20 protein-coding genes are annotated in these 21314 nt (G+C 68.6%); 8 read left to right on the forward strand and 12 right to left on the reverse strand.

Features of this window, described 5'->3' with window-relative positions:
* Positions 1-28: 28 nt before the first annotated feature.
* Positions 29-1486, reverse strand: coding sequence for an MFS transporter (locus ACM6LU_RS28245; protein WP_414940806.1), 1458 nt, complete (start codon positions 1484-1486; stop codon positions 29-31).
* A gap of 86 nt (positions 1487-1572) precedes the next feature.
* Between ACM6LU_RS28245 and ACM6LU_RS28250 the strand changes: the two genes are divergently transcribed.
* Positions 1573-1959 carry a MarR family winged helix-turn-helix transcriptional regulator gene (locus ACM6LU_RS28250; protein ID WP_414940807.1) on the forward strand — a complete coding sequence of 129 codons (387 nt, stop codon included), beginning with the start codon at positions 1573-1575 and terminating at the stop codon, positions 1957-1959.
* A gap of 3 nt (positions 1960-1962) precedes the next feature.
* On the opposite strand, the gene ACM6LU_RS28255 is transcribed toward ACM6LU_RS28250, so the two are convergent.
* Positions 1963-2358 carry a PASTA domain-containing protein gene (locus tag ACM6LU_RS28255; RefSeq protein WP_414940808.1) on the reverse strand — a complete coding sequence of 132 codons (396 nt, stop codon included), beginning with the start codon at positions 2356-2358 and terminating at the stop codon, positions 1963-1965.
* A 162-nt stretch (positions 2359-2520) separates the two neighbouring features.
* Between ACM6LU_RS28255 and ACM6LU_RS28260 the strand changes: the two genes are divergently transcribed.
* From ACM6LU_RS28260 to ACM6LU_RS28275, 4 genes are all read left to right on the forward strand, one after another.
* Positions 2521-2946 (forward strand): hypothetical protein, encoded by a 426-nt coding sequence (locus ACM6LU_RS28260; RefSeq protein ID WP_414940810.1) that lies wholly within the window; start codon positions 2521-2523, stop codon positions 2944-2946.
* Entirely contained in the window at positions 2940-3155 is a 216-nt protein-coding gene (locus ACM6LU_RS28265; protein ID WP_414940812.1) for a helix-turn-helix transcriptional regulator, read from the forward strand. The genes ACM6LU_RS28260 and ACM6LU_RS28265 overlap by 7 nt, the downstream gene beginning before the upstream one ends.
* Positions 3156-3168: 13 nt before the next feature.
* Positions 3169-4131, forward strand: coding sequence for an NAD(P)-dependent alcohol dehydrogenase (locus ACM6LU_RS28270; RefSeq protein ID WP_414940813.1), 963 nt, complete (start codon positions 3169-3171; stop codon positions 4129-4131).
* A 96-nt stretch (positions 4132-4227) separates the two neighbouring features.
* Positions 4228-5766: an alkaline phosphatase D family protein gene (locus ACM6LU_RS28275; protein ID WP_414940814.1), complete on the forward strand. Its 1539-nt coding sequence runs from the start codon at positions 4228-4230 to the stop codon at positions 5764-5766.
* Positions 5767-6026: 260 nt separating this feature from the next.
* Here ACM6LU_RS28275 and ACM6LU_RS28280 read toward each other — a convergent pair whose 3' ends face one another.
* Together ACM6LU_RS28280 and ACM6LU_RS28285 are read right to left on the reverse strand one after the other, a co-directional pair.
* A complete protein-coding gene (locus ACM6LU_RS28280) occupies positions 6027-6899 on the reverse strand; it encodes an alpha/beta fold hydrolase (protein WP_414940815.1) in 873 nt (290 codons plus the stop codon).
* A 28-nt stretch (positions 6900-6927) separates the two neighbouring features.
* Positions 6928-7752: a GAF and ANTAR domain-containing protein gene (locus tag ACM6LU_RS28285; protein WP_414940816.1), complete on the reverse strand. Its 825-nt coding sequence runs from the start codon at positions 7750-7752 to the stop codon at positions 6928-6930.
* A 369-nt stretch (positions 7753-8121) separates the two neighbouring features.
* Here ACM6LU_RS28285 and ACM6LU_RS28290 point away from each other — a divergent pair, with 369 nt between their 5' ends.
* Complete coding sequence (locus ACM6LU_RS28290) at positions 8122-9585, forward strand: PP2C family protein-serine/threonine phosphatase (protein ID WP_414940818.1); 1464 nt, start codon at positions 8122-8124, stop codon at positions 9583-9585.
* A 6-nt stretch (positions 9586-9591) separates the two neighbouring features.
* On the opposite strand, the gene ACM6LU_RS28295 is transcribed toward ACM6LU_RS28290, so the two are convergent.
* The 6 genes from ACM6LU_RS28295 to ACM6LU_RS28320 all read right to left on the reverse strand — a co-directional run bounded on the left by ACM6LU_RS28295 (position 9592) and on the right by ACM6LU_RS28320 (position 17767).
* On the reverse strand, positions 9592-10146 hold the full coding sequence (locus tag ACM6LU_RS28295) for a cysteine hydrolase family protein (protein ID WP_414940819.1): 555 nt from the start codon (positions 10144-10146) through the stop codon (positions 9592-9594).
* A 70-nt stretch (positions 10147-10216) separates the two neighbouring features.
* Positions 10217-11044 carry a chlorophyllase/cutinase-like alpha/beta fold protein gene (locus ACM6LU_RS28300; protein WP_414940820.1) on the reverse strand — a complete coding sequence of 276 codons (828 nt, stop codon included), beginning with the start codon at positions 11042-11044 and terminating at the stop codon, positions 10217-10219.
* Between the two features lie 261 nt (positions 11045-11305).
* Positions 11306-12490: a cysteine desulfurase-like protein gene (locus tag ACM6LU_RS28305; protein ID WP_414940821.1), complete on the reverse strand. Its 1185-nt coding sequence runs from the start codon at positions 12488-12490 to the stop codon at positions 11306-11308.
* Positions 12491-12571: 81 nt separating this feature from the next.
* Positions 12572-14551, reverse strand: a complete 1980-nt coding sequence (locus tag ACM6LU_RS28310) for a WD40/YVTN/BNR-like repeat-containing protein (RefSeq protein ID WP_414940822.1) — start codon at positions 14549-14551, stop codon at positions 12572-12574.
* Between the two features lie 348 nt (positions 14552-14899).
* Positions 14900-16813, reverse strand: a complete 1914-nt coding sequence (locus ACM6LU_RS28315) for a hypothetical protein (RefSeq protein ID WP_414940824.1) — start codon at positions 16811-16813, stop codon at positions 14900-14902.
* 138 nt (positions 16814-16951) lie between these two features.
* Positions 16952-17767 carry a DUF1206 domain-containing protein gene (locus ACM6LU_RS28320; protein ID WP_414940825.1) on the reverse strand — a complete coding sequence of 272 codons (816 nt, stop codon included), beginning with the start codon at positions 17765-17767 and terminating at the stop codon, positions 16952-16954.
* Positions 17768-18006: 239 nt separating this feature from the next.
* Between ACM6LU_RS28320 and ACM6LU_RS28325 the strand changes: the two genes are divergently transcribed.
* A complete protein-coding gene (locus ACM6LU_RS28325) occupies positions 18007-18507 on the forward strand; it encodes a polyketide cyclase (RefSeq protein ID WP_414940826.1) in 501 nt (166 codons plus the stop codon).
* 326 nt (positions 18508-18833) lie between these two features.
* Here the strand turns inward: ACM6LU_RS28325 and ACM6LU_RS28330 are convergent, their stop codons facing one another.
* Together ACM6LU_RS28330 and rlmN are read right to left on the reverse strand one after the other, a co-directional pair.
* Positions 18834-19106: a hypothetical protein gene (locus tag ACM6LU_RS28330; protein WP_414940968.1), complete on the reverse strand. Its 273-nt coding sequence runs from the start codon at positions 19104-19106 to the stop codon at positions 18834-18836.
* A 32-nt stretch (positions 19107-19138) separates the two neighbouring features.
* Positions 19139-20245: a 23S rRNA (adenine(2503)-C(2))-methyltransferase RlmN gene (gene rlmN, locus ACM6LU_RS28335; protein WP_414940827.1), complete on the reverse strand. Its 1107-nt coding sequence runs from the start codon at positions 20243-20245 to the stop codon at positions 19139-19141.
* A gap of 424 nt (positions 20246-20669) precedes the next feature.
* Between rlmN and ACM6LU_RS28340 the strand changes: the two genes are divergently transcribed.
* Positions 20670-21299, forward strand: a complete 630-nt coding sequence (locus ACM6LU_RS28340) for a hypothetical protein (protein ID WP_414940828.1) — start codon at positions 20670-20672, stop codon at positions 21297-21299.
* Positions 21300-21314 lie beyond the last annotated feature (15 nt).

Below are 21314 nucleotides of genomic sequence, written 5' to 3' on the forward strand. Positions count from 1 at the left end.
ACGCGGGAAGGGGCCACTCACCCCCGGGTCATTCGGCCGCGGCGAACTCCGTCTCCGCCACAGCGGAGCGGGCTTCGGCCTTGCGCAGGCCGACCACTCCGGACAGCGCCACCAGGACGCTGATCACCGCGATGCCGGTGACGACGGTCAGCGCGGGCACCAAGCCGTTCAGCAGCGCGGCCGGGCCGGTGGCGCCACCCGCGTTGCCGGTCAGGACCGCGGTCACCACGGCGAGGCCGATCGCACCGCCGACCTGGATCGACGTGTTCAGCAGACCGCCGGCGAGACCCTGCTCGTCGTCGGAGATGCCGTTGGTCGCCTGGATGTTCAGCGAGGAGAACGCCAGCATGAAGCCGACACCCAGCAGGATCATGCTCGGCAGCACCGAACCGACATAGCTGGAGCTCTCGTCGATCCGCAGGAACAGCGCGTATCCGATGACGTGGGCGATGACGCCCGCGAGGATGGTGCGCGATGTGCCGAGCCGGTCGATCAGCGGCTCGACTCTCGGTGAACCGAAGGCCACGATCACCGCGGCCGGCAGGAATCCGAGCGCGGTCTGCAGCGCGGACCAGCCCAGCACGGTCTGCAGGTACAGCATGACCACGAACTGGAACCCGATGTAGGCGCCGAAGAACGTCGCGCCGCCGAGGTTGGCACGGGCCAGCGGACCCGAGCGCAGGATGCCGAGGCGGAGCAAAGGGTGTTTGCTGCGCTTCTCGATGAACACGAAGGTGGCGAGCAACGCGAGCGCGAGGGCGAACGAGATCAGTGTGCGCGTCGAGGCCCAGCCGATCTCCGGTGCCTCGACCACGGCGAAGACCAGCAGAAGCGAACCGGCGGCACCGGTGATCGCGCCCGGGAAGTCATAGCCGCCACCGGTCTGCGGCTGGTAGGACGGGATCAGCTTGACGGCGGCGACCAACGCGGCGAGCGCGATCGGCACCGGCAGCAGGAACGTCCAGCGCCAGCCCACCTCGGTCAGCAGACCCGAGAAGACGAGGCCTGCGGAGTAACCGCTGGCGCCGAACACGGCGAAGATGCTGATCGCCCGGTTGCGGGCGGGCCCTTCGTGGAAGGTCGTGGTGATGATGGACAGGGCAGCCGGTGCGGTGAACGCGGCCGCGAGGCCCTTGATGAAGCGAGTGGCGATCAGCAGCGCGCCGTCGTCGACGAGGCCGCCGAGGAGGGAAGCGAGCGCGAAGACCGCGACGGCGACGAGGAAGACCCGGCGCCTGCCGAGCAGGTCGGCGGTGCGCCCGCCGAGGAGGAGCAGGCCGCCGTAGCCGAGCACGTAGGCGCTGATGATCCACTGCAGGGCACTGGTGGAGAGGCCGAGTTCGGCCTGGATGGACGGGAGGGCGACGGCGACCATCGACACGTCGAGCGCGTCGAGGCCCACGACGACGGACACAGTGAGCAGGACACCCCAGAGGCGCGCGTCCCACCTTGTCGAGCTGGTGGACAGCTGCACGGAAGAACTCATGAGCCGTACAGTACATGCACACGCATCTAATGCAACAACATTTAATGTCTTTGCATAAAATTCACGCGCATGCTATCTTGGGCCGCGTGAGCGACGACGCTGAGCAAGACCTGTTGCAGGAGTGGCACGACCTGTCCGCCCGGCACGCGGCGGTCTTCGGCAGGCTCGAGTGCCGGCTGCAGGAGCGTCACGGCCTCGGCGTCACCGAGTTCGAAGCCCTGGACCGACTGGTGAACTGTGTCGTCGGCAAATGCCGCGCGGCCGACCTGACCGAGGTGGTCCACCTGAGCCAGAGCGCCACGTCACGGCTCGTCGCCCGCCTCGAGCGCGAGGGACTGGTCCAGCGCGCACTCTGCGAGGCGGACCGGCGCGGGATCTTCGTCGTCGTGACCGACGAAGGCCGCCGCCGCTACGAAGAGGCGAAGCCGACGCACCGGGCGACGCTCGGAGAGATGCTCACCGTCAAGGCGTGAAACTCACTTTTCGCCGATTTTGACGGCGGTCAGCGTGATCACCGCGTCCGCGGCCACCTTCGTCCCCGGCGCGGGATCCTGCCCGGTCTGGACCCAGTTCCGGTCCATGACGAGCATCCGCCCCTTGCCGCTCCCATCGACCTCGCGCAGGTTGTACAACCCGGCCGCCTGCATCGTGTCCTGCGCGGCCTGATGGTTCATCCCGGAGACATCCGGGACAGTGACGAGTCGAGCGGCCGCCGACGTGGGAGCACTCGCCTCGGCGGGCGCCCGCACGCTCACGGAGGTCTCGGTGACGGTCGCCGGCGCCCCTGGCCGCGGGTTCGGGGCGCCGCACCCGGCGAGGCCGAGCACTCCGGCCGCCAGCAACAGGGCGATCCGGCCGTCGGTTTTGGTCATCCGGGACTCCAGTCTGAGATGGCGGGACCGAGAAGAGTCGCGGCCGGACAACGGATCGTTAACACCCGACCGGGCGGCACTCCTCTCCTGCCCGAAGTCCGCGCCCCGCACCCAAGTAAAAAATATTTGACATGGTGTCTGGAACTCTTTACGTTGGGCAGCGTGGCATTGGAAGAGAAGCGCGCGTGGATCATGCTCGTGGTCACGGTTTGCGCCTACGCGGTCTACCTGATCGTCGTCCTCGGCCGGGCATCCGGCGCGCTGGTCGAAGTCCCTTACGTGGCACCGTTGCTGTGGACGGTCGGGGCGGCCATCGTGGCCTCGATCGTGCTGCACATCGCCGCGTCACTGGTCTCACCGGAGGACGCGGGCCGCAAAGATCAGCGCGATCGTGAGATCGGCCGGTTCGGCGAGCACGTCGGGCAGTCGTTCGTCGTGATCGGCGGTGTCGCGGCGCTCGTCATGGCGATGGCCGAACTGGACCACTTCTGGATCGCCAACACGGTGTACCTCGCCTTCGTCCTCTCATCCCTGCTCGGTTCGATCGCGAAGGTCGCCGCGTACCGCTGGGGATTCCAGAAATGGTGAAACCGACCAAGGTCACGAACTCGATTCGCGCCCTGCGCTTCGCCGCCGACGAAATGACGCAGGCGCAACTCGCGGACCGGATCGGCGTCACGCGCCAGACGGTCATCGCCATCGAACAAGGGCGCTACTCGCCGTCTTTGGAGATGGCCTTCCAGATCGCCAGGGTGTTCGGCGTCGGACTCGACGACGTCTTCCAATATCCGGATTAGAAAAGAGGCCGCCGTGAAGGCGATCGTCCAGAACGAGTACGGCACGACAGATGTTCTCCGGCTGACAGACCTGCCGGAACCCGAAGCGGGGCCGGACGGCGTGGTCGTCCAGGTGCGTGCGGCCGGCGTCGATCCCGGTGTCTGGCATCTCATGGAAGGGACGCCGTACCTCGTACGGCTGATGGGATTCGGGGTCCGCAGACCGAAGGCACGCGTGCGCGGGTTGGACTTCGCCGGGGTCGTGCACACGGTCGGCGAAAACGTGACGGAGTTCCAGCCCGGCGACGAAGTTTTCGGCACCTGCCAAGGTTCCTTCGCCGAGTACGCGCTGACCACAGTGGACAAAATCACGCGGAAACCCGGACGAATCGGTTTCGAGGAAGCCGCCGCGATCCCGATCTCCGCTTTCACGGCACTGCAAGCACTTCGGGACAAAGGCGGGGTCAGGCCCCGGCAGAAGGTCCTCGTCATCGGGGCGGGTGGCGGCGTCGGCACCTACGCGGTGCAGATCGCCAAGGCGTTCGGCGCGGAGGTCGACGGCGTGTGCAGCCCCGGCAAAGTGGACCTGGTCCGCTCGCTCGGCGCGAGTACCGTCTTCGATTACACCCACGAAGATTTCGCTGGCGGCTACGACGTCATCCTCGACACCGCGGGCAACCGGTCGCTGACCTCACTACGGAAATGCCTTACCCCACAAGGAACCCTCGTGATCGTCGGCGGTGAAGGCGAAGGGAAATGGATCGGCCCGGTGGGACGCAACCTGCGGGCGCTGGTTCTCGGGCCGTTCGTGAAGCACAAGCTGCGAGGCCTGTTCTCGACGGAGAATCGCGAAGATCTCGAGACCCTGCGCGCGCTCATCGAGGAGAAGAAACTGACGCCGGTCATCGACCGGGCCTACTCCCTGGCCGACGTCCCCGTAGCCATCCGCTACGCGAGCGAGGGTCACGTGCGCGGCAAGGTCGTCATCACCGTCTGAACCACCGGCAAGAGTTTTCCCGCACGTTCACCCCCGGCCATCTTGGGCGTGTTCGGTGTCGTGGAGCGACCCACCACCCAACCAGGGAGACCACCGATGTCCGTCAACCGCCGGGACCTGTTACGAGGCGCCGCCACCGCCGGTGCGCTGGGACTGGCCTGGCCGTTGAGCTCGCGGATGACCGTCGCGCAGGCGGAAGAGGCCGCGGCGGCGCTGGGGGCGAGCTGGGACGAGGCGCCGTTCACCCTCGGCGTCGCGTCCGGTGACCCGGTCCCGCACGGCGTCGCGCTCTGGACCAGGCTCGCGCCGAAGCCGATGGAGTTCGAACAGCCGTTGCCGGACACCGTCGATGTCGGCTGGGAGGTCGCCACCGACCACGGGTTCCGCCGCCGCGTGGCGCGCGGGACGGCGGCGGCCACCGCCGGGCTCGGGCACAGTGTGCACGTGCCGGTGGCCGGGCTCGAGCCGGGCGAGCAGTACTTCTACCGCTTCCACGCGCTCGGCAAGGTCAGCCGGACCGGGCGCACCCGCACCGCCCCGGTCGGGCCGGTCCGGCGAGTGCGGTTCGCGTCGGCGAACTGCCAGGCGTTCCACGACGGGTTCTACGCGGCGCACGCCGGGATCGCACGGGAGGACCTCGATTTCGTCGTCCACCTCGGTGACTATGTCTACGAGCACGGGCAGGTCGGCGGCAACCCGCTGCGCGACCACGAAGGCCCCGAGGTGCTGACCCTGCCCGCGTACCGGCGGCGGCACGCGCTTTACAAATCCGACCCGTCGCTGCGGGACGCTCACGCGGCCCACCCCTGGTTCATCACCTGGGACGACCACGAGGTCGTCAACGACTACAGCGGCACCACCCCTGCGCTGCGGGCGCGGCGGTCGGCGGCGTATCAGGCCTGGTACGAGCACATGCCGGTGCGGCCCGACCACCCTGAGACGCCGAGGATCCACCGGCAGCGCCGCTGGGGCGACCTGCTCGACCTGTCCATTTTGGACCTCCGCCAGTACCGGTCGGCGCAGAACCTGCCTAACGGCACGATCCTCGGCGCGGACCAGAAGGCATGGCTCAAGGACCAGGTGACCGGCGCCGGCGAGGCGTGGCACTGCTGGGTGAACTCGATCATGCTGAGCCAGCTCGCGAAGCCGGGTGGCGGCGGTTACCTGTTCACCGACCAATGGGACGGCTTCCTCGCCGAACGCAAGGAGGTGCTGACCCACGTGGCCCAGAGCGGCCTCGAAGACCTCGTGGTGATCACCGGCGACTGGCATTCCGCGTTCGTCGACGACATCCGACCGGACTTCGCGGATCCGGCCACCCCGGTGATCGGCACGGAGTTCACCGCGCATTCGGTCTCCTCCGGCGCCTACTCCCCCGAGTGGAACGCCACGAACGGGCCGAAGATGGGTGCGGCGAACCCGCACCTCAAATACTTCGAGGGCGACCGGTACGGCTACGACGTCTACGAGGTCACCCCGCGCCGCTGGAGCACGCACATGCGAGTGATCGGGGACAGGCGCGACCCGCGTTCGCCGGTGAGCACCCTGACGACGTTCCACGTCGACCGCGGCAAACCAGGGTCCTATGAGGACCGGGCGACGATCACCTCTCCGGCGCAATACCGGCGCCGCTAGAGCAAAGGGGAGGCGGTTCACCGCACGCGTTCTCGTTTCACCCGCCCGGTGAATTCACGACAGCAGCGATCGCCGCTTTAGTCTTGGTCGCCCTGTCGCCTCCGCGGCGACCGACAGCAAGTTCCCACCCTACGGTTGTGACAGCAACCGCGCGGCGGGGTCGTCCTTTCGGTACACCGTCGGACATTGGGTTCCGCGTGATTTCGGATCGTCGACGGCGGACTGCTTTCGAACGCTTATGTCGCCGTATATCGCGTATTTCAAGAACGCGATGTCGATCTTGACCCGGGTCCCCACCGGTCCACTTCCGCGGTGAGCCACTGATGCAGGGAAAAAGCCAGTTCGACCGGAGCGTCGTACTGGATCAGGTGCCCGGCGTCCGGAATCACGTCCAGGAGGGCACCGGGAATCGCGTCCGCGAGTCGTTCCGCCCTGTCCACTGGGATCCACGTGTCGTCCGCGCCCCAGATCACCTTCACCGGCAACGCGAGTTCGGGATAGCGATCCTGGATCTCGTCGGTGTACCGGACGTCCGCCTCGGCGATCTGCCGGTAGAAGGCGCGTTGCCCCTCCGCGTCCAGCCAAGGCCCGGTCAGCGTGTCCAATTGCGTACCGGTGAGACCACGATGAGAGGCCGTCCCGATGTAGGACTCCAGCGCGCCTCGGTGCACCGCCGGGGGTTGCGCCTGGAAGACCTCGGCGTTTTCCGCGACGAGCCGGAAGAATTCCGAACCCCACGGCCGCAGCGCGACGACGTCCACCAAGGCGAGCGAGGCGTATTCGGCACCGTGCAGCAGCTTCGCGCGCAGTGAAACGGCCCCGCCGTAGTCGTGCGCGATCACGTGCGGGGCCGTCAGCCCCCAATGCCCGAGCAGGTCGGCGAAAAGCTCGCCCTGTGTCCCGAGATCGACGGCGTGACCAGGTTCCTTCGACGAACGGCCGTACCCCGGCATGTCCCAGACATGGACGGCGAACTCCTTGCTGAGCGCCCGGGCGAACGGCGCCCACAGCTGCGCCGACCACGGTGTCCCATGGCACAGCACCACCGGGGCGCCTTCGCCGAGGCGTTCCCACGCCACCGAACGGCCACGCCAGTCGAACGTCCGCGACAACTCCAGTTCGCCGAAACCCATGATCGCGATGGTAGCGGCGCCCGCCCGCTCAGTCGGGCAGATGCAGTTCCGTATGCCGCTTGGACAGCATCTCCGCCAGTTCCCGGAGTTTGATGTTCATGTTCTGTGACGTGTGCCGCAGGACCTCGAACGCCTCCGCCGCGTCGATCCCGCGCCGCGCCATCAGGATGCCCTTGGCCTGCCCGATCGCGTCCCTGCTGTCCAGCGCCTGCTGGAGCTGTTCCTCCTGGAGTTGACCGCGCGTGACCGCGTGCGTGGTCGCCAGCGCCAGCGACGCGTGTGTCGCCAGCAGCAACAACACGTCCCGGTCCGCCTTGGCGATGCCGTGCGGACGTCGCGAGTAGACGTTCAGCGCGCCCGAGAGCTGCGAACTCGACGCTCCCGGCAACAAGGCCGTCGAGACCAGCGAGTGGAAACCGAGCGCCGCGGCGGCGGGCCCGAACCGCGGCCAGCGGGCGTCTTCGGCGAGGTTGTCGCTGAAGGCCGCCGCCGGTCCTGAAACCCGCGCCGCTTCGACGCAGGCACCCTCGCCGTACTGGTACTGCAGCTGGTCCAGTTCACCGGCGATCTCGTCGGTCCGCACCGGCGTGTGGAACCCGCCGTCCGGATCGAGGAGGGTGACGCTCACCAGATCCGCACCCGGAACCAGGTCACGAGTCGCGAAGACCACCCGTTCCAGTACCGCCGCGACCGAGCCGGAATCCAGCAACGCCCTGGTCAGGGACACGAACTGGGTAACCAGTGGCCCGGCGATGAGCCGAGCGCCGTTTTCCGAGGTCACCGGCAGTTCGCCGTCGCCGACATCCTCGACGAATCGGTTCTTGTCCTGCTGCCAATCGATTTCATCGGCCAAAGCCCGCCTCTCCCACTTCTGCACATCGGCGTGATGCACCACGGGGAGTCACCGGCGGGAACCGGCGCCGAGCGCGCACCATCAACCGCCGCAACCAACCCGGTTACCGGCGGATCGGCGCTAACTTCTCAACGCTCAGAACCGCTTTCGGAAGCCGACCTTAGCCGAATGCGCTCACCCCGCCTACCGCGACCCACGTTCGACCCGCCGCGGATCGCCCCTCCGGTCACGCCGTCGATGGACCGTTCCGCCACCTGGCGTAACCGACCCCTCGTCGAACGGGCGCATTTCGAAAGCCGACTCATGTTTCGCACCGGGTGACGGTTGGTACTCGTAAGCCATAACGTCGAGTTCCCGGGGGTGATCACCGTGGCCTCGCTCCAGGCCGAGGAGCAGCGCAGGATCGTCGCGGCGTGTTTCGCGCGGACCGGACTCACCTTGGAACAGCTGTGGCTGAGATATTTCGCACTGGGCGGTGACGTCAACGAGGTGGAGCTGGAGAAGTTCCTGCAGGGCCAATCCCCCTTGCCCCGAATCCAGCGGGACATGGTGGCGCACGCGGTCAACGAGCGGCTCGACGAGGTCGACGCGGCCGAGGAGGCCGACGAGGCCGAGGAGGCCGACGGCGAGCGAAGGGCACCGTACAGCCGTGGGACCGGCGAGGACACCCGCCCTCGCGGACCCTTGGCCGCGCTGGTGAGTCTCCTCGACGGTGCCCGCCGTGCCTCGCCGGAGAGACTGCCCGGGCTCATCGCCTCGGCAGGCCGGGCGCTGAGCCTCGAGATCGCCGTCTACCTCGTCGACCACGACCAGCGGCAACTGGTCCCGGCCCCCGGCGGATCGGCATCCGACCGGGTACCTCTGGCCATCGAGACCAGTACCGCGGGCCGGGCGTACCGGCACGCCGGCACCTTGCTGGGCGAGGAGCCGGAGGGACCACGGTTGTGGGCCACGCTGCTGGACGGCGACGAGCGCATGGGCGTACTCGAGGTCGCAGCAGGTACGGACGCCGACCTCCACGACCCCGCCCTGCGAACCCAGTGCCAGTGGCTCGCGTCGCTGTCCGGCCGTCTGATCGCCGCCGCGACGAGGTACGGCGACGGTCTCGACATGCTGCGGCGCCAACGTCGGCGCAACCCCGCCGCGGAGCTGCTTTGGCGGAACCTGCCCCCGTCGACCGCCGCGACACACACCATCGTGGTCGCGGGCGGCATCGAGCCCACCTACGACGTTCGCGGCGTCACCTTCGACTACGCCCTTTCCGAAACGAAGGCGTGGCTGGCGATCTTCGACGCCGGCCGGGACACCGCGTCCCCGGACCTGGTGGTCTCGGCCGCGCTCGCGGCCTACCGGTCCGCTCGTCGCGAGGGCCTGGATCTGCGCGACCAGGAAGCCGCTGTCGACAAAGCGCTGTCGACACAGTTCGGCGACCACGCCGCAGTCCGCGGCGCGCTGGCCGAGCTTGACCTCACCGGCGGCGGGCTCCGCTACCTCGAAGCGGGAGGGGAACCGCCGTTCGTACTCGGCGGCGAGCACGTACAGACCACATTGGACGGTGGTCGACGCCCACCGTTCGGCGCGGGGCCGCCCGGCCGGATCGCGACCGCCCGGCTGCGGCCGGGAGATCTCCTGGTCCTGCACACCGAAGGTCTCTCGGGCGCGCGTGACACCGACGGCGAACGGTTCGCGTTCGCCACCTGTCTGGCCGCCAACGCCGGACGCGTGCCACCGGAAACCACCCGGCGCGTACTCCAAGCGGCGAAGTCCCACTGCGACAGCGACTTCACCGGAGACGCCGGCCTGCTGATCGCACGCTGGTCCGGCTTGCCGTGAGGCGGCTCAGCCGCTGAAATCGACGTTCTCGGTCTCGACCGTCCCTCCCTTCCGGCCCGGCGCGACCTGATAACGCCAGTACAGGTTCGTATGCGCGATGACCTGCTCCGGTGCCGGCGCGCCCCAAGCCGATTTGTCCACGGTCGTGTGCGCGTCGCCGACCAGTGTCGCGTCGTACCCGCGGACCATGGCGCCGTGCAGTGTCGAGCGGATACAGACGTCGGTCTCCGCCCCGACGATCACGAGACGCCCGACACCGCGCTCCGCCAGCGTTTTCTCCAGATCGGTGTCCTCGAAGGAGTCTCCATAGGACTTGTGGACGACCGGCTCGGTGTCGGCCGGGGTCAACTCGCCGACGATGCGCCATTCTTCGCTTTCTCGCACGAGTTCCTCGTCGGAATGCTGCACCCATACGACCGGGACGTCTTCCTGCCGCGCCCTGCCGACGAGAGCGCCGATGTTCGCGACCACCGCGTCGCGCTCGTGGCCATCGTCGACGACGCCGTTCTGGACGTCGACGACCAAGAGCGCGGTGTTCGGCCGGTTGTCGAGAGTGGTCATGACGGGGTGTCCCTCCTGATCAGGCTGCTGGAGGAAGACCCTAGCCCGGCCCACCGACAAGATCCGGCGATCAAGCCGCCGGAACGGCCAGGGCCTTCGCGTTGCGCTGGACACCGGACCAGGCCCCGTCCCGGCACAATCCGCAGGACGCACCGAAGAACTCCGCGCGGGCTCGCTCGTCACCGGACAGCCAGAACCGGAACCACGCCGTGATCGCGCCGCGGAACCCGCCACCGTCACCGACGGGCGTGAAGTGGGTCGCGCCGGCGAGTTCGCCGTAGATCGCGGGCACCTGGTCCGCGAGGCGGTACCGCGGAATGACCAGCAGCGCGGGAATGACGATGGTGTCGAACTGGCCGCCGAGGAAGAACGAGGGCCCCTTCAAAGCCGTGACAGAGCCCTGCGGCCCCGGCTCGATCGGGATCGTGGTGGTGACGCGGGGATCCGCGCCGGCGGCGATCGCCCCGCCGCCACCTTGGGAATGGCCGGTCGCACCGATGTGGGCGGTGTCGATCTTCCCTTCATAGCGGCTGCCGGGACGGGAGTTCTCGGCGATCAGGGTCGTGGCTCCGGCCAGCATTTCCTTGCCTGAGCCCGCGTTCGGTGTGTCGGCCGCCGCGACCACGAAACCGTGTGAGGCCAGATGACGCAACAGACCGCCGTAGATCTTCGGGTTCGCGCCGGTTCCGTTGCCCCACAGGATCACCGGGTGCCTCTCCAGCCGCGTCGGCCGGTACACGGTGTGTGTGCTGTCGAGGGCTTCGACGGTCACCGCGAAGGGACCCGGTTCGCTCCATCGGTCCGCGATCCCGGTCGTGGCCGTCGCGGCGGGCGTGATGCCCACGGTCGCGAGCACGACCATCCCGGCGATCAGTGTCCGTGTGCGAAGTCTTCCCATGGTGGCCACCGTTCTGGTCCGTCCGGGCCCCGTTGCCCGCGACGTTCCCTTCCCAGGGTGTCGGCCCGGTCACCGTACGTCCATGGGGCCGATCACAAGATCAGGCGAACGAGTCTTGTGACCGGACCCAAACCGCGATTCGGGTCAGAGCCAACCGTGTCTCAAATACCTGCTTTCGGGCGGTTCGCGTGATTGAAGGGACGACACAGGTGACTGGATGGACGACACGCGTGTCCAGCCGGACGACACGCGGCGGGCCCCTCACCGAACGAACGTCGACAGCCCGTCCAGCAACCTCTCGACGTCCTCGGCGCTGGTGTACGGCGCGAGCCCGACCCGGAGCGCCGGATCCTCCAGCTTCAGGGCCGCGAAGACTTCGTAGGCGTAGAAAGACCCCGCCGGGGCGACGATCTTCCGTTCGGCGAGATGCCGTTGCGCTTCGCGCTCGCGTCCGCCGAGGCTCATCAGGACGGTCGGGGTCCGGTCGGCCGCCTTGCAGTGGACGGTGACGGCGTCCCCCAGTCCTTCCTCCAGCCTGGTACGCAGCGTGATTTCATGGTCGTGCAAGGAATTCAGCGAGTTCGTCAACCGGTCCCGCCGCGATCCGCCCGCTCCCGGGTCGAGGGCGGCGAGGAAGTCCACGGCGGCCGTCGCGCCCGCGAGGATCTCATAGGGCAAGGTGCCGAATTCGAAGCGTTCGGGCACGGCGTCGGACGACGGCATGAGCTTGTCCGGTTCGACGGTTTCGAGGAGGTCGGGCGACGCGCCGAGCACCCCGCAGTGCGGGCCGAGGAACTTGTACGGCGAGCAGACGAAGAAGTCCGCTCCCAGCGCGGGAACGTCCACCGGATCGTGGGCGGCGAAATGCACGCCGTCGACGAACAGCAGCGCTCCGGCGTCGTGGACGAGATCGGCGATCCGGCGGATCGGCGGCTTGGTGCCGAGGACGTTCGAGGCCGCCGTGACCGCGACCAGCCTCGTCCTCTCGGTGAGGACGACCGAATCGAGGTCGAGTTCGGTGGTCTCGGGGTCGATGTCGATCCAGCGGACGGTCAGCCCGGCCCGTTCGGCGACCTGGATCCAGGGCCGGACGTTCGCGTCGTGGTCGAGGCGGCTGACGACGATCTCGTCACCCTCGCGCCAGCTTTTGGCCAGGTGCCGCGAAAAGTCATACGTCAACTGGGTGGCGCTACGGCCGTGGACGACGCCTTCGGACGGCACGTTGAGGAAGTCGGCGTAGGCCGCGCGGAAACCCGCGACAGCGTTCTCGGCGTTGAGCTCGGACGGGCTGACCGTGCCCCGGTTCGACAACGGACCGGCCAGCGTGTCGGCGATGGCGTCGGCGACGGGCCGGGGTGTCTGAGTGCCCGCGGGTCCGTCGAAGAAGGCGATTCCGCTGGAGAGGGACGGGAAGTGGCGCCGGAGGGCGGGGACGTCGATGGCCATGTCCTCGACTCTGACATCCGGCGACGGACCGAGTAAACGCTTCGTGGCCGGAACTTTCGCCGACCACGAAGCGCCTTGGGCTCAGTACAGCGTCAGGCGGTACGCGCCGGACTGCGCGGTGCCCGCGAACAGATACCGGCCGTCCGCGCTGATCGTCATCGAGAGCACCCTGGCGTCGGGCAACGCGCCGGGCACCGGCGACCAGGTGCGGCCGAAGTCCGTGCTGCGCAGCACGCCTCCTCCGGTCGCGCTGCTCGCGAACCACACCCTGAAGTCGAACGGATGCGGCAGGATCCGGCTGATCTCACGGGGATCCTCGCCGTCGCGGACCCGCCGGAACGTCCGGCCGTTGTCCTCGCTGAGCAGCAGACCGGCACCGCCTGCCAGGACGCGGCCCCGGTGGCTCACCGAGATCGAACTGACCGGCTCGTCGGAGACGTGGGTCCAGGTCCTGCCGCCGTCGTCGGACCGGGACAGACCGTGGGAATCCCCGCCCCAGACCCGGTTCGCGTTCCACGGGTCACCGGCGAACGCGATGAACCCGTTGTCGCCTGCGAGCTTCTCCCAGGTCTTCCCGGCGTTGTCACTGCGATAGAGCACATAGCCGCTGGGAGCGAAGGCCGAGACGAAAAGCCTGTCGGGAGCGGCCGGGTGGGCGAAGATCGTCCTGGGGAGGCCTTCCTTCGCCTTCGCCGCGAACTGCCAGGTGCGGCCGCCGTCACCGCTGCGGAGCACGTCGAGCGAGAAGCCGTTGCGGGTGACCTGCCAGACGACGTCCGGACGGGCGGGCGAGACGGACAGACGCGCGTCCTCGTGCAACCTGTCGGTGGGGTGCGACTGCCACACCCGGTCCGCCGCGGCGACCTTGCCACGCGGAAGCGGGGTGTTGTAGATCTCCTGCACGCCGGCCGCGACGACGCTCTCGCGCAGGAGGTTCCCGCTGGTCACCAGGTCGCGAATGGATTCGCCGGGCACACCGATCTGCTGGTAGCCGCTCTTGCCGCCGTCCGCGTACACCCCTCGGTACAGCGAGGAGATCAGCGTGGTGGCGGGTTTGCCCGCCCCGGCGGGGAGTTCGATCATGTCGCTGACGCCTTCGCCCGGCGCGGGCACCGGTTTCCGGGTCCAGGTGCGGCCGAAGTCCGCGCTGACGTCCATGTCGTTATACGTCGCGATATACAGGCGGCCGCCGACGAAGTGCGGTTCGCGCAGAGGCTGTCCGCCGGGTTCGCGGCGCAGGACCGTCCAGGTCTTCCCGCCGTCGGTGGAGCCGTGCAGCTCGGGGCCGACCGTGACCACGAACCGCTTGCCATCCGACGCGACCTGCCCGACCTCGTCGTTGGTCCGGTAGACGAGTTCGGCCCGCGGCTCCTTGCCGCTGACCCCGCGGACCGCCCACAGCGAGTACTCCGGGTAGACCGTCGTGAAGTAGGCGTCGTCGCCGACGAGGGTGAGTTTGAGCCCGCCGACCGGTGCGGCGACCCCCTCACGCGGCCAGGTCCTCGGCACGTCGTTCCAGTGGTCTCCGCCGTCGGTGCTGACGCTCAGCGAATCGAGGTTCTGTACCACGACGACCCGGCCGGTGGGGTCCGTCGCCATGCCGAACGCGCCGTCGGGATACCACTCGCGCAGGGTCTCCCAGGTCTCGCCGCGGTCGGTGGTGCGCAGCAGCAGGCCGCGCCACTCGCCGACCTGGTGCCCGGGTTTGTTGCCCACCGCGAGCATCCGGTCGGGATTCACCGGATCGGCGAAGAATCCCTGGATGGCGGTGTCCACCGGCAGTCCCCGACGCGCGGTCCACGAGCCACCGCGGTCGCCGGAGAGCCACAACGCGGGCGGGCCGGGCTGCATCATCGCGAGCCCGGCGGGCGAAACGGCCAGCAGCCCGCCGATGCTGTTCGGGCCGACCGGTTCCCAGCCGCCGCGTGGCAGCCCGGTCGCGTTCACGTCCGTGGGTACCTGCGCGGGTTCGGCGGTGGCCGCTGACGTAGCCCCGGTGGTCCCGAGAACCGTCAGCAGCCCGAGAACGAGCATGCGTTTGGTGATCGATCTCAGCTTCATGCGGAAGATCTTGGCGCAAGATCCGGCAAAGGTATAGAGATTCATCGGATCTTTATCTCGACACACTTCCTCTATACCTTCGATGCCGCTCACATAGGGTCAACTCATCGGATCACTGTCGGTCAGTGACTCGGTAACGCAGGTGAGTGACGCCCGTCCCTTCGACCACGACGGCGGCCCTTCGAACCGCGTCGGCGCCACCCCGAGCGGCGAACAGCGGCTTGCCGTCGCCCGACTCCCCCAGCCGGCCCGAAGCAGTTCGGCGGTACGCCAGGACTGGCCGCCGGGATCTCGACGTCACCGTTGCCGTACCCGCCCCGGTTCTTCGTCGAACCGGGGCGGGCGGGCTCAGCCGCCCAGCCAGCGGTCGAACCAGCCGAGGTTCTGGTTCATCGCCGCTGCGCGGTGTCGCGGCTGATGGAAAAGGTGCGTCTCGTCACCGAAGAGCACGAACTCGGCCGGCACGTTCTTCCCCTTCACGAACCGGTGGATGCTCAGGGTGAGTGAACCGGCGGCCGGCCCGGCCTGTTGCAGCACGGGGCCGTTGACACGGTCCGCCGTCTGCCCGGAGCCGGGGATCAGCGACGGGCTACCGCCCTCGCCGGCGGAGGCCGCTTTGAACACGGTCGAACGCGCGATCGCCTCCTCGCTGACGAACGCGCCCCGGCTGTAGCCCATGATGCCTGCCTTTCCCTGGTCGGCGGTACCACTGTCCACTTCGGACTTGACCGCGGTTTCCATTGCCGCCACGGCGTCCCGCGGATCCTGGGTCGCCCGCGACTCGTTGACCAGCAGGACGACGTATCCCTTGGCGGCGAAGACCTGGGACGGGTACTGCCATTCGTTCTCCTCCGCCATGAACCGCTCGGTGGCGTCGTAGCCATGGGTGATCACGACGACGGGGCAGCGGCTCTCGCGCCCACAGCGCTCGGGGACGAGGCGGTAGCCCGTGGCCCGATGCCCCGACGGCAGGGTCCACTCCGCGGCCCGCGGCCTGGTCAGGCGGACACCGGTGACCCAGCCGTTCGGATCGTGGCCTTCACGCACGGATCCGGTCGCGGCGTCCACGACGACGAGACGGGGCGGCGAAGCCACGTCCTCCCGGACGCAGAAAGCGTGACGCCGGGCCGGATCGAACGAGCAGCCCGCCAAGGTACCGGCAGCCAGGGCAACGGGCGTCAAGATCCCCTGACTGGACGTTGAGTACAGGGTTTCGCGCCGCTCGTCGCTCGCCATGGCGAACACCCGGTCACCGGCCGGTGACCACCACGCGCTGCCCGACGACGAAATCCGCGTGCCCTTGGGCAGGGTCGCGACCGGTGCCGGTGCCCCGCCGTCGACGGGAACCGCCAGCACCCGGTCGTCCTTCGACGCGAGGACCGAACGTCCGTCCGGGGACCACGCCGACGGCAGCGGGCGCGCTCCGGCAGTGTCCACAATGGTCGCTCGGCCGGAGGCCGCGTCCAGTAGCCGCACCGTGTCGAGATTGTCGGCAGGGCGCTGAGTCTCCCTGGTCACGAACGCGAGCCGGGAACCGTCGGGCGACCACGCCATACCCGGTTTGCCGGGGACGGCGAGCGGGCCCATCACGAAGTCGGCGATATGCCGACGGCTCCCGGTCTTCGTGTCCAGCAACCAGAGTCCGTTCCGCGTCAGGTCGTACTCCCCCGTCTCCAAGGTCCGGAGATCCATCGCCCGCTCGTCGAAGACGACGCCGTCGGCCGTCGGCCTGCCACCGGGACGCGGTGTGCTGAACGCCAGCGATCGCCCGTCCGGAGACCACTCGAACGCGAGGATCTTCGCCGGATGCGGTGGGACGTTGGCCAGCCGGAACGCCTCGTGCTTACCGCCGATCGGGACCGCGGGGCCGTCGAAATCGAGCAGTTTCGCCGGCTTCCCGCCCCGCACCGGCACCTGCCAGATCTCGTCGGCGCCGTCCCGCAGCGCGAGGTAGGCCAGCGAGCCGCCATCCGGTGACCAGCGCAGATTCGTGATCCTGGCCGTCGTACCGGTCACCGTCGCGACCGTCCTGACTTCCGCCGGTTTCGCCAGGGACAACACGAGAATCCGGCTGGTGACGGTGTTGTCCGCGACCGATGGTTCGGTGACGACAGCGGCGCCGAACCGCCCGTCCGAAGACGTCCTCGCTTCGCCGATCCGGCGGGTCTGCACCACGTCCGCCACCCCGATCTCGGGTGTCGCCGCCACGAACGTCGCCGCCACGGCCAGCGCCGTCACGACCTTGCCCAGCTTTTCCCACATCCCGTTTTCCCTTCGCCCAGTGGAAGATCACTGCGACGTCAGGCTAGGAACGGCGTTACTGCGCGCACATCGTCCGGCGGTGCCGAAGAGAGTCGACTTCGGCAGGAGGGGGATTCGTCCCCCAGGGTGGACTGCTCCTCAGCCGCGCTGTGCCCGTGCCGCCCCCATGCAGTACGCGCCGAAAGCGGCGACTCCGGCGGCCACCACGAGGAGCAGCACCGTGCCGAACGGCTGAGCGGCCAAGGCGCGCAGCGCGGCGTCGAGCCCGCCGGAGCGGGACGGGTCGTGTGCCAGCGCCGCGAATCCGAGGAGCACCGCGACCACGCCGAACACGACACCCCGTGCCACATAACCGATCCGCCCGAGCCGCTCGACCCAGCGCCGGGTTCCCGACGGCAACGACGAGAGGTCGAGATCCCGCACGAAGTTCCGGCGCACACCGTTCACCACCGAAGCCACGGCGACACCGAACACGATGACGGCCGCCACGATCACCAGGAACGGGCCGGCGGGCAACGCAAGCAGCCGCGCGGTGAGTTCCTGCTGTTTCTGGTCGCCGCTGCCCTGTTCTCCCGCCCCCGCGGCGAGCCGGGCCGCGTACACCCCCAGTGAGATTCCCACCAGGCAGCGCGCTCCGGACGTCACCCGCTTGACGACGCGCTGTCGCTTTTTGTCGATCCAGGTGTACCCGACAGCGGCCAGCAGCGCCTGCCACAGGCCGTACGCCACCAGTCCGGCCGCCAGCGCCCACAACAGCACGCCGCCCAACGGGGTCGAGCCGACCTCGGCGACCGCACCACGCCCGTCGGCCTCCTGGCCGCCACCGCCGAAGGCGATACGCGCCGCCAGGTACCCGATGAGCAGGTACACCAGCCCGTAGCACCCCATCCCGATCCGTCCGAACACCTGGACGGCCTTGTTGTGGCGTACCTGTCCCGCCTTGCTCGATGGCATTGGGTTCACTCTCCTCTTCGATCCACACCGAGTGTCGCGGCCAGCGGCCGGGACCGCCGTGCGACTGGTCCATCCAGCCCAATACCGACCGGAGCGGTGTCGCCTACCTCTCACCCAGCACCGAGTCGATCAGTCCACCGCGTGCGGACTCCGTGACGATGACGGCTCGCGGTCGTTTCTTTCGCGGCGATGTCGGATCGCGCCGTTCCCGTTCGTAGGCAAGGTGAGAGGAGGCCGAAATGACACGAAGCAAGCACACCACGGCCGAGGAGAATGTGAGCGCCACCCTGACCGTCGCCGCGCCTGTCACCAGGGTGTTCGCGGTGCTGGCGGATCCGGCGACCCATTCGGCCATCGACGGCACCGGCTGGGTTCAGGACCCCGCCGACCCCGCGCCGCTGACCGAGGTCGGGCAGATCTTCCGGATGAACATGTATCACGCCGGCCACGCGGACGGTGACTACCGGGTGGCCAACAAGGTCGACGTGTTCGACTCACCGCGTGCCATCGGCTGGCTGACGGGAACGGAAAAGGCCGACGGACGGCTGGAGTTCGGCGGCTGGTTCTGGCGTTACGACCTGGCACCGCTCGGGCCGTCCGAAACCGGGGTCACGCTCTCCTACGACTGGTCGGCCGTGCCGCCGTCCATCCGGGAGTACATCCGGTTCCCGCCGTTCGGCCCCGAACATCTCATCAACTCGCTGCACCACCTGGCCGAACTCGCCGAAGGAGCATCATGACCGCGACCGAGCACGCCGCGAGAACCGCGGTTAGAGACGGTGTTCGCCGTCGAATCGAACCGAACTCCGACATCGAACCGCCGGAAGACCGAGCGCGGCCAGGGCGCGTTTCGCTCCATCCCGAGAGCGCCGAACCGGCAGCCGGCCACGATCACGGTTTCGGCCTCGAAAGAGTTCGACCCACTCGAATCACGATAGTTGATCATGAGCCGATCACCTGGACCGTACGCAACGCCTTGGACCATCTCGCCGACGAGCTTCGCCGCGACACCGGCGGCCAGTCCGGCGGGTCCGGAGCGGAGCGGACGCTCACCGAAGCCGGGGACTCAGCGAGCCAGCCAAGGAGCCAGCAACGTCTCGAGATCGGCGTCCGACAACGCATACGGCCCGCCGTGGAACTCGTGCCACCGCGAAGCGTCGCGTGCCGCGTTGTAGTCCACCTCGAACGCGCGCATCAGCACGTACATGAACGTCACCGAGCTGAAGCGCTCGCCGAGCAGTGTCCGGGCCTCACGCGCGACACCTGTCGCGCCATGGCCGATCACGTCCGCGAGCTTCAGCTCGTCCGCAGCCGGATCCAACAGGCTCGGGGCATACATCACGACGAATTCTCCATCACCGAAACGAAAAGTCAGTTCTCAGCGGCAAGCTGACCGCAAGCCGCGGCGATCTCCTGGCCACGCGTGTCCCGAACCGTGCAGGCGACCCCGCCCGCGTTCACCAGCCGGACGAACTCACGCTCCACCGGCTTCGGCGACGCATCCCACTTCGAACCCGGGGTGGGGTTCAACGGGATCACGTTCACGTGCACCAACTGACCCAGGTGCTGACGCAGGCGCTTCGCCAAAAGCTCCGCACGCCAAGGCTGATCATTGATGTCCCGGATCAACGCGTACTCGATGGACACCCGACGACCGGAAGTGTCCGCGTAGTACCGGGCGGCCGACAGCACCTCGTCCACCGACCAACGCTCGTTCACCGGCACCAGCGTGTCCCGCAACTCGTCGTCCGGCGTGTGCAGCGAAACGGCGAGACGCACCTGCATCTTCTCGTCAGCCAGCTTCCGGATCGCCGGCGCGAGGCCCACCGTCGACACCGTCACCGAACGCTGGCCGATCCCCAGCCCCTCCGGCGAAGGGTCAGTGATCCGGCGCACCGCGGCGACGACACGCTTGTAATTCGCCAGCGGCTCACCCATGCCCATGAAGACGATGTTCGACAGACGGCCGGGGCCGCCGGTCATCTCGCCGTCGCGCATCACGGCGGCGGCCGAGCGGACCTGGTCGACGATCTCCGCCGTCGACAGGTTCCGGTCGAGGCCGCCCTGCCCTGTCGCGCAGAACGGGCACGCCATGCCGCAGCCCGCCTGGCTCGAGATGCACAGTGTCGCGCGGTCCGGGTAACGCATCAGCACGCTCTCCAGCAGCGTCCCGTCGTGCGCGCGCCACAGGGTCTTGCGGGTGGTGCCGTCGTCGCAGGCGAGAGCCTTGATCTCGGTGAGCAGCGTCGGCATCAGATCTCCGACGAGCTTCTCCCGCGACGCCGCCGGGATGTCGGTCATCTCCTCCGGGTTCACCGTGAGCCGCGAGAAGTAGTGGTTCGACAGCTGCTTCGCGCGGAACGGCTTCTCACCCAGCTCGGCGACGGCCTCGGCCCGCTCGGCGGCGGTGAGGTCGGCGAGGTGGCGCGGCGGGAGGCCGCGCTTGGGCGCGTCGAAAACGAGGGGGAGGGCAGTCATAGCCCACTCAGTCTCCCATGTCCACTCCCGCCGCGCCCGGGCCGCCCCGGATCGCTGTTCCCCAGGTCACGTATGCGTTCTTCCCGCGACGGCGTGCGAATCGCGGCCGAGGAGACGCCAGGACTTCACACCACGGCCGAGACTGGGGCAGGAAACCGTTCCGTCGCCTTTAAACGATGGGGTTGCCTATGACCTCGGTCCTCCTCACCGGCTCGCCCGCGCTCACCGAGCCGCTGACGGAAGTCCTCGGCGACAGCGGCTACACCGGGCGTTGCCGTCCTCCGGGAATTGGCAGAAGTGGTGCCCGAGAACACCGGCGTGGTCGCGGTCTTCGAGCACGCCGCCCACGCCGAACTGACCGAGTTGGAAGCGTTGTGCGCCAGGATCGGGGCGCTGGCTACCGCTGCGCCGGGAACTCGGCCGGATGATCGCCGGACCCGCGATCACACCCGGCGGAATCGACTTCGCCGACGTCGTCGCCCGCCGCCGTTCCGCCGCCCGAGGCCCGGTGCCCACCGACCCCGCGCCACTGCGATCCGGCGACCTCCGCTGGGTGCTGGCGAACCTCTCCGTCCACCTCGAACGCTGGCTTTCCGGTGGGCGATCCGCAATCACCACGGGTGAGATCGAGCTGGACCCGGCGGACCTGTCGGAGAGCCGCCGTCCGATCCTTCCCGTCCCCGATCGCGTCCGGCCTGTGCCCGCGGTGACCGACCCGGGGGCGGGCAAGCGAGTGACTCCGTGGGTACACGACCTGCCGGACCGGTCTTGGGACGACCTGCCGTCGTTCGGTGAACGGCGACTCAAGGCGTATCAGGACCGCGTCGAGGCCCGGGGTTTCGAGGTGATCAGCGTCGACTTGACCACCTGCGACGTCGCGGCCGCCGGACTCCACGTCACTCATACGCTGGTTCCAGGTCTCGTATCACCCTTCCCCGCCGGACTCCCGTCGTGGGGCGGCCGGATGATCGCCAACGCAGCCGTGACGCTCGGCTGGCGTGCCCGGCGGCTCGCCGAGCGGGACCCTCAACGTCATCCCCTTCCCTGCGTCTGACCTCGCATGAGACCC

The organism is Amycolatopsis sp. cmx-11-51, from assembly GCF_047608665.1.
GTDB lineage: Bacteria > Actinomycetota > Actinomycetes > Mycobacteriales > Pseudonocardiaceae > Amycolatopsis.

What these genes read in the sequence shown, in the direction of transcription:
- ACM6LU_RS28245 (WP_414940806.1), bottom strand. Translation starts at nt 1,486, where the DNA reads ATGAGTTCTTCCGTGCAGCTGTCCACCAGCTCGACAAGGTGGGACGCG.
- ACM6LU_RS28255 (WP_414940808.1), bottom strand. Translation starts at nt 2,358, where the DNA reads ATGACCAAAACCGACGGCCGGATCGCCCTGTTGCTGGCGGCCGGAGTG.
- ACM6LU_RS28265 (WP_414940812.1), top strand. Translation starts at nt 2,940, where the DNA reads ATGGTGAAACCGACCAAGGTCACGAACTCGATTCGCGCCCTGCGCTTC.
- ACM6LU_RS28275 (WP_414940814.1), top strand. Translation starts at nt 4,228, where the DNA reads ATGTCCGTCAACCGCCGGGACCTGTTACGAGGCGCCGCCACCGCCGGT.
- ACM6LU_RS28280 (WP_414940815.1), bottom strand. Translation starts at nt 6,899, where the DNA reads ATGGGTTTCGGCGAACTGGAGTTGTCGCGGACGTTCGACTGGCGTGGC.
- ACM6LU_RS28295 (WP_414940819.1), bottom strand. Translation starts at nt 10,146, where the DNA reads ATGACCACTCTCGACAACCGGCCGAACACCGCGCTCTTGGTCGTCGAC.
- ACM6LU_RS28300 (WP_414940820.1), bottom strand. Translation starts at nt 11,044, where the DNA reads ATGGGAAGACTTCGCACACGGACACTGATCGCCGGGATGGTCGTGCTC.
- ACM6LU_RS28305 (WP_414940821.1), bottom strand. Translation starts at nt 12,490, where the DNA reads ATGGCCATCGACGTCCCCGCCCTCCGGCGCCACTTCCCGTCCCTCTCC.
- ACM6LU_RS28310 (WP_414940822.1), bottom strand. Translation starts at nt 14,551, where the DNA reads ATGAAGCTGAGATCGATCACCAAACGCATGCTCGTTCTCGGGCTGCTG.
- ACM6LU_RS28315 (WP_414940824.1), bottom strand. Translation starts at nt 16,813, where the DNA reads ATGTGGGAAAAGCTGGGCAAGGTCGTGACGGCGCTGGCCGTGGCGGCG.
- ACM6LU_RS28320 (WP_414940825.1), bottom strand. Translation starts at nt 17,767, where the DNA reads ATGCCATCGAGCAAGGCGGGACAGGTACGCCACAACAAGGCCGTCCAG.
- ACM6LU_RS28325 (WP_414940826.1), top strand. Translation starts at nt 18,007, where the DNA reads ATGACACGAAGCAAGCACACCACGGCCGAGGAGAATGTGAGCGCCACC.
- ACM6LU_RS28330 (WP_414940968.1), bottom strand. Translation starts at nt 19,106, where the DNA reads ATGTATGCCCCGAGCCTGTTGGATCCGGCTGCGGACGAGCTGAAGCTC.
- rlmN (WP_414940827.1), bottom strand. Translation starts at nt 20,245, where the DNA reads ATGACTGCCCTCCCCCTCGTTTTCGACGCGCCCAAGCGCGGCCTCCCG.
- ACM6LU_RS28340 (WP_414940828.1), top strand. Translation starts at nt 20,670, where the DNA reads ATGATCGCCGGACCCGCGATCACACCCGGCGGAATCGACTTCGCCGAC.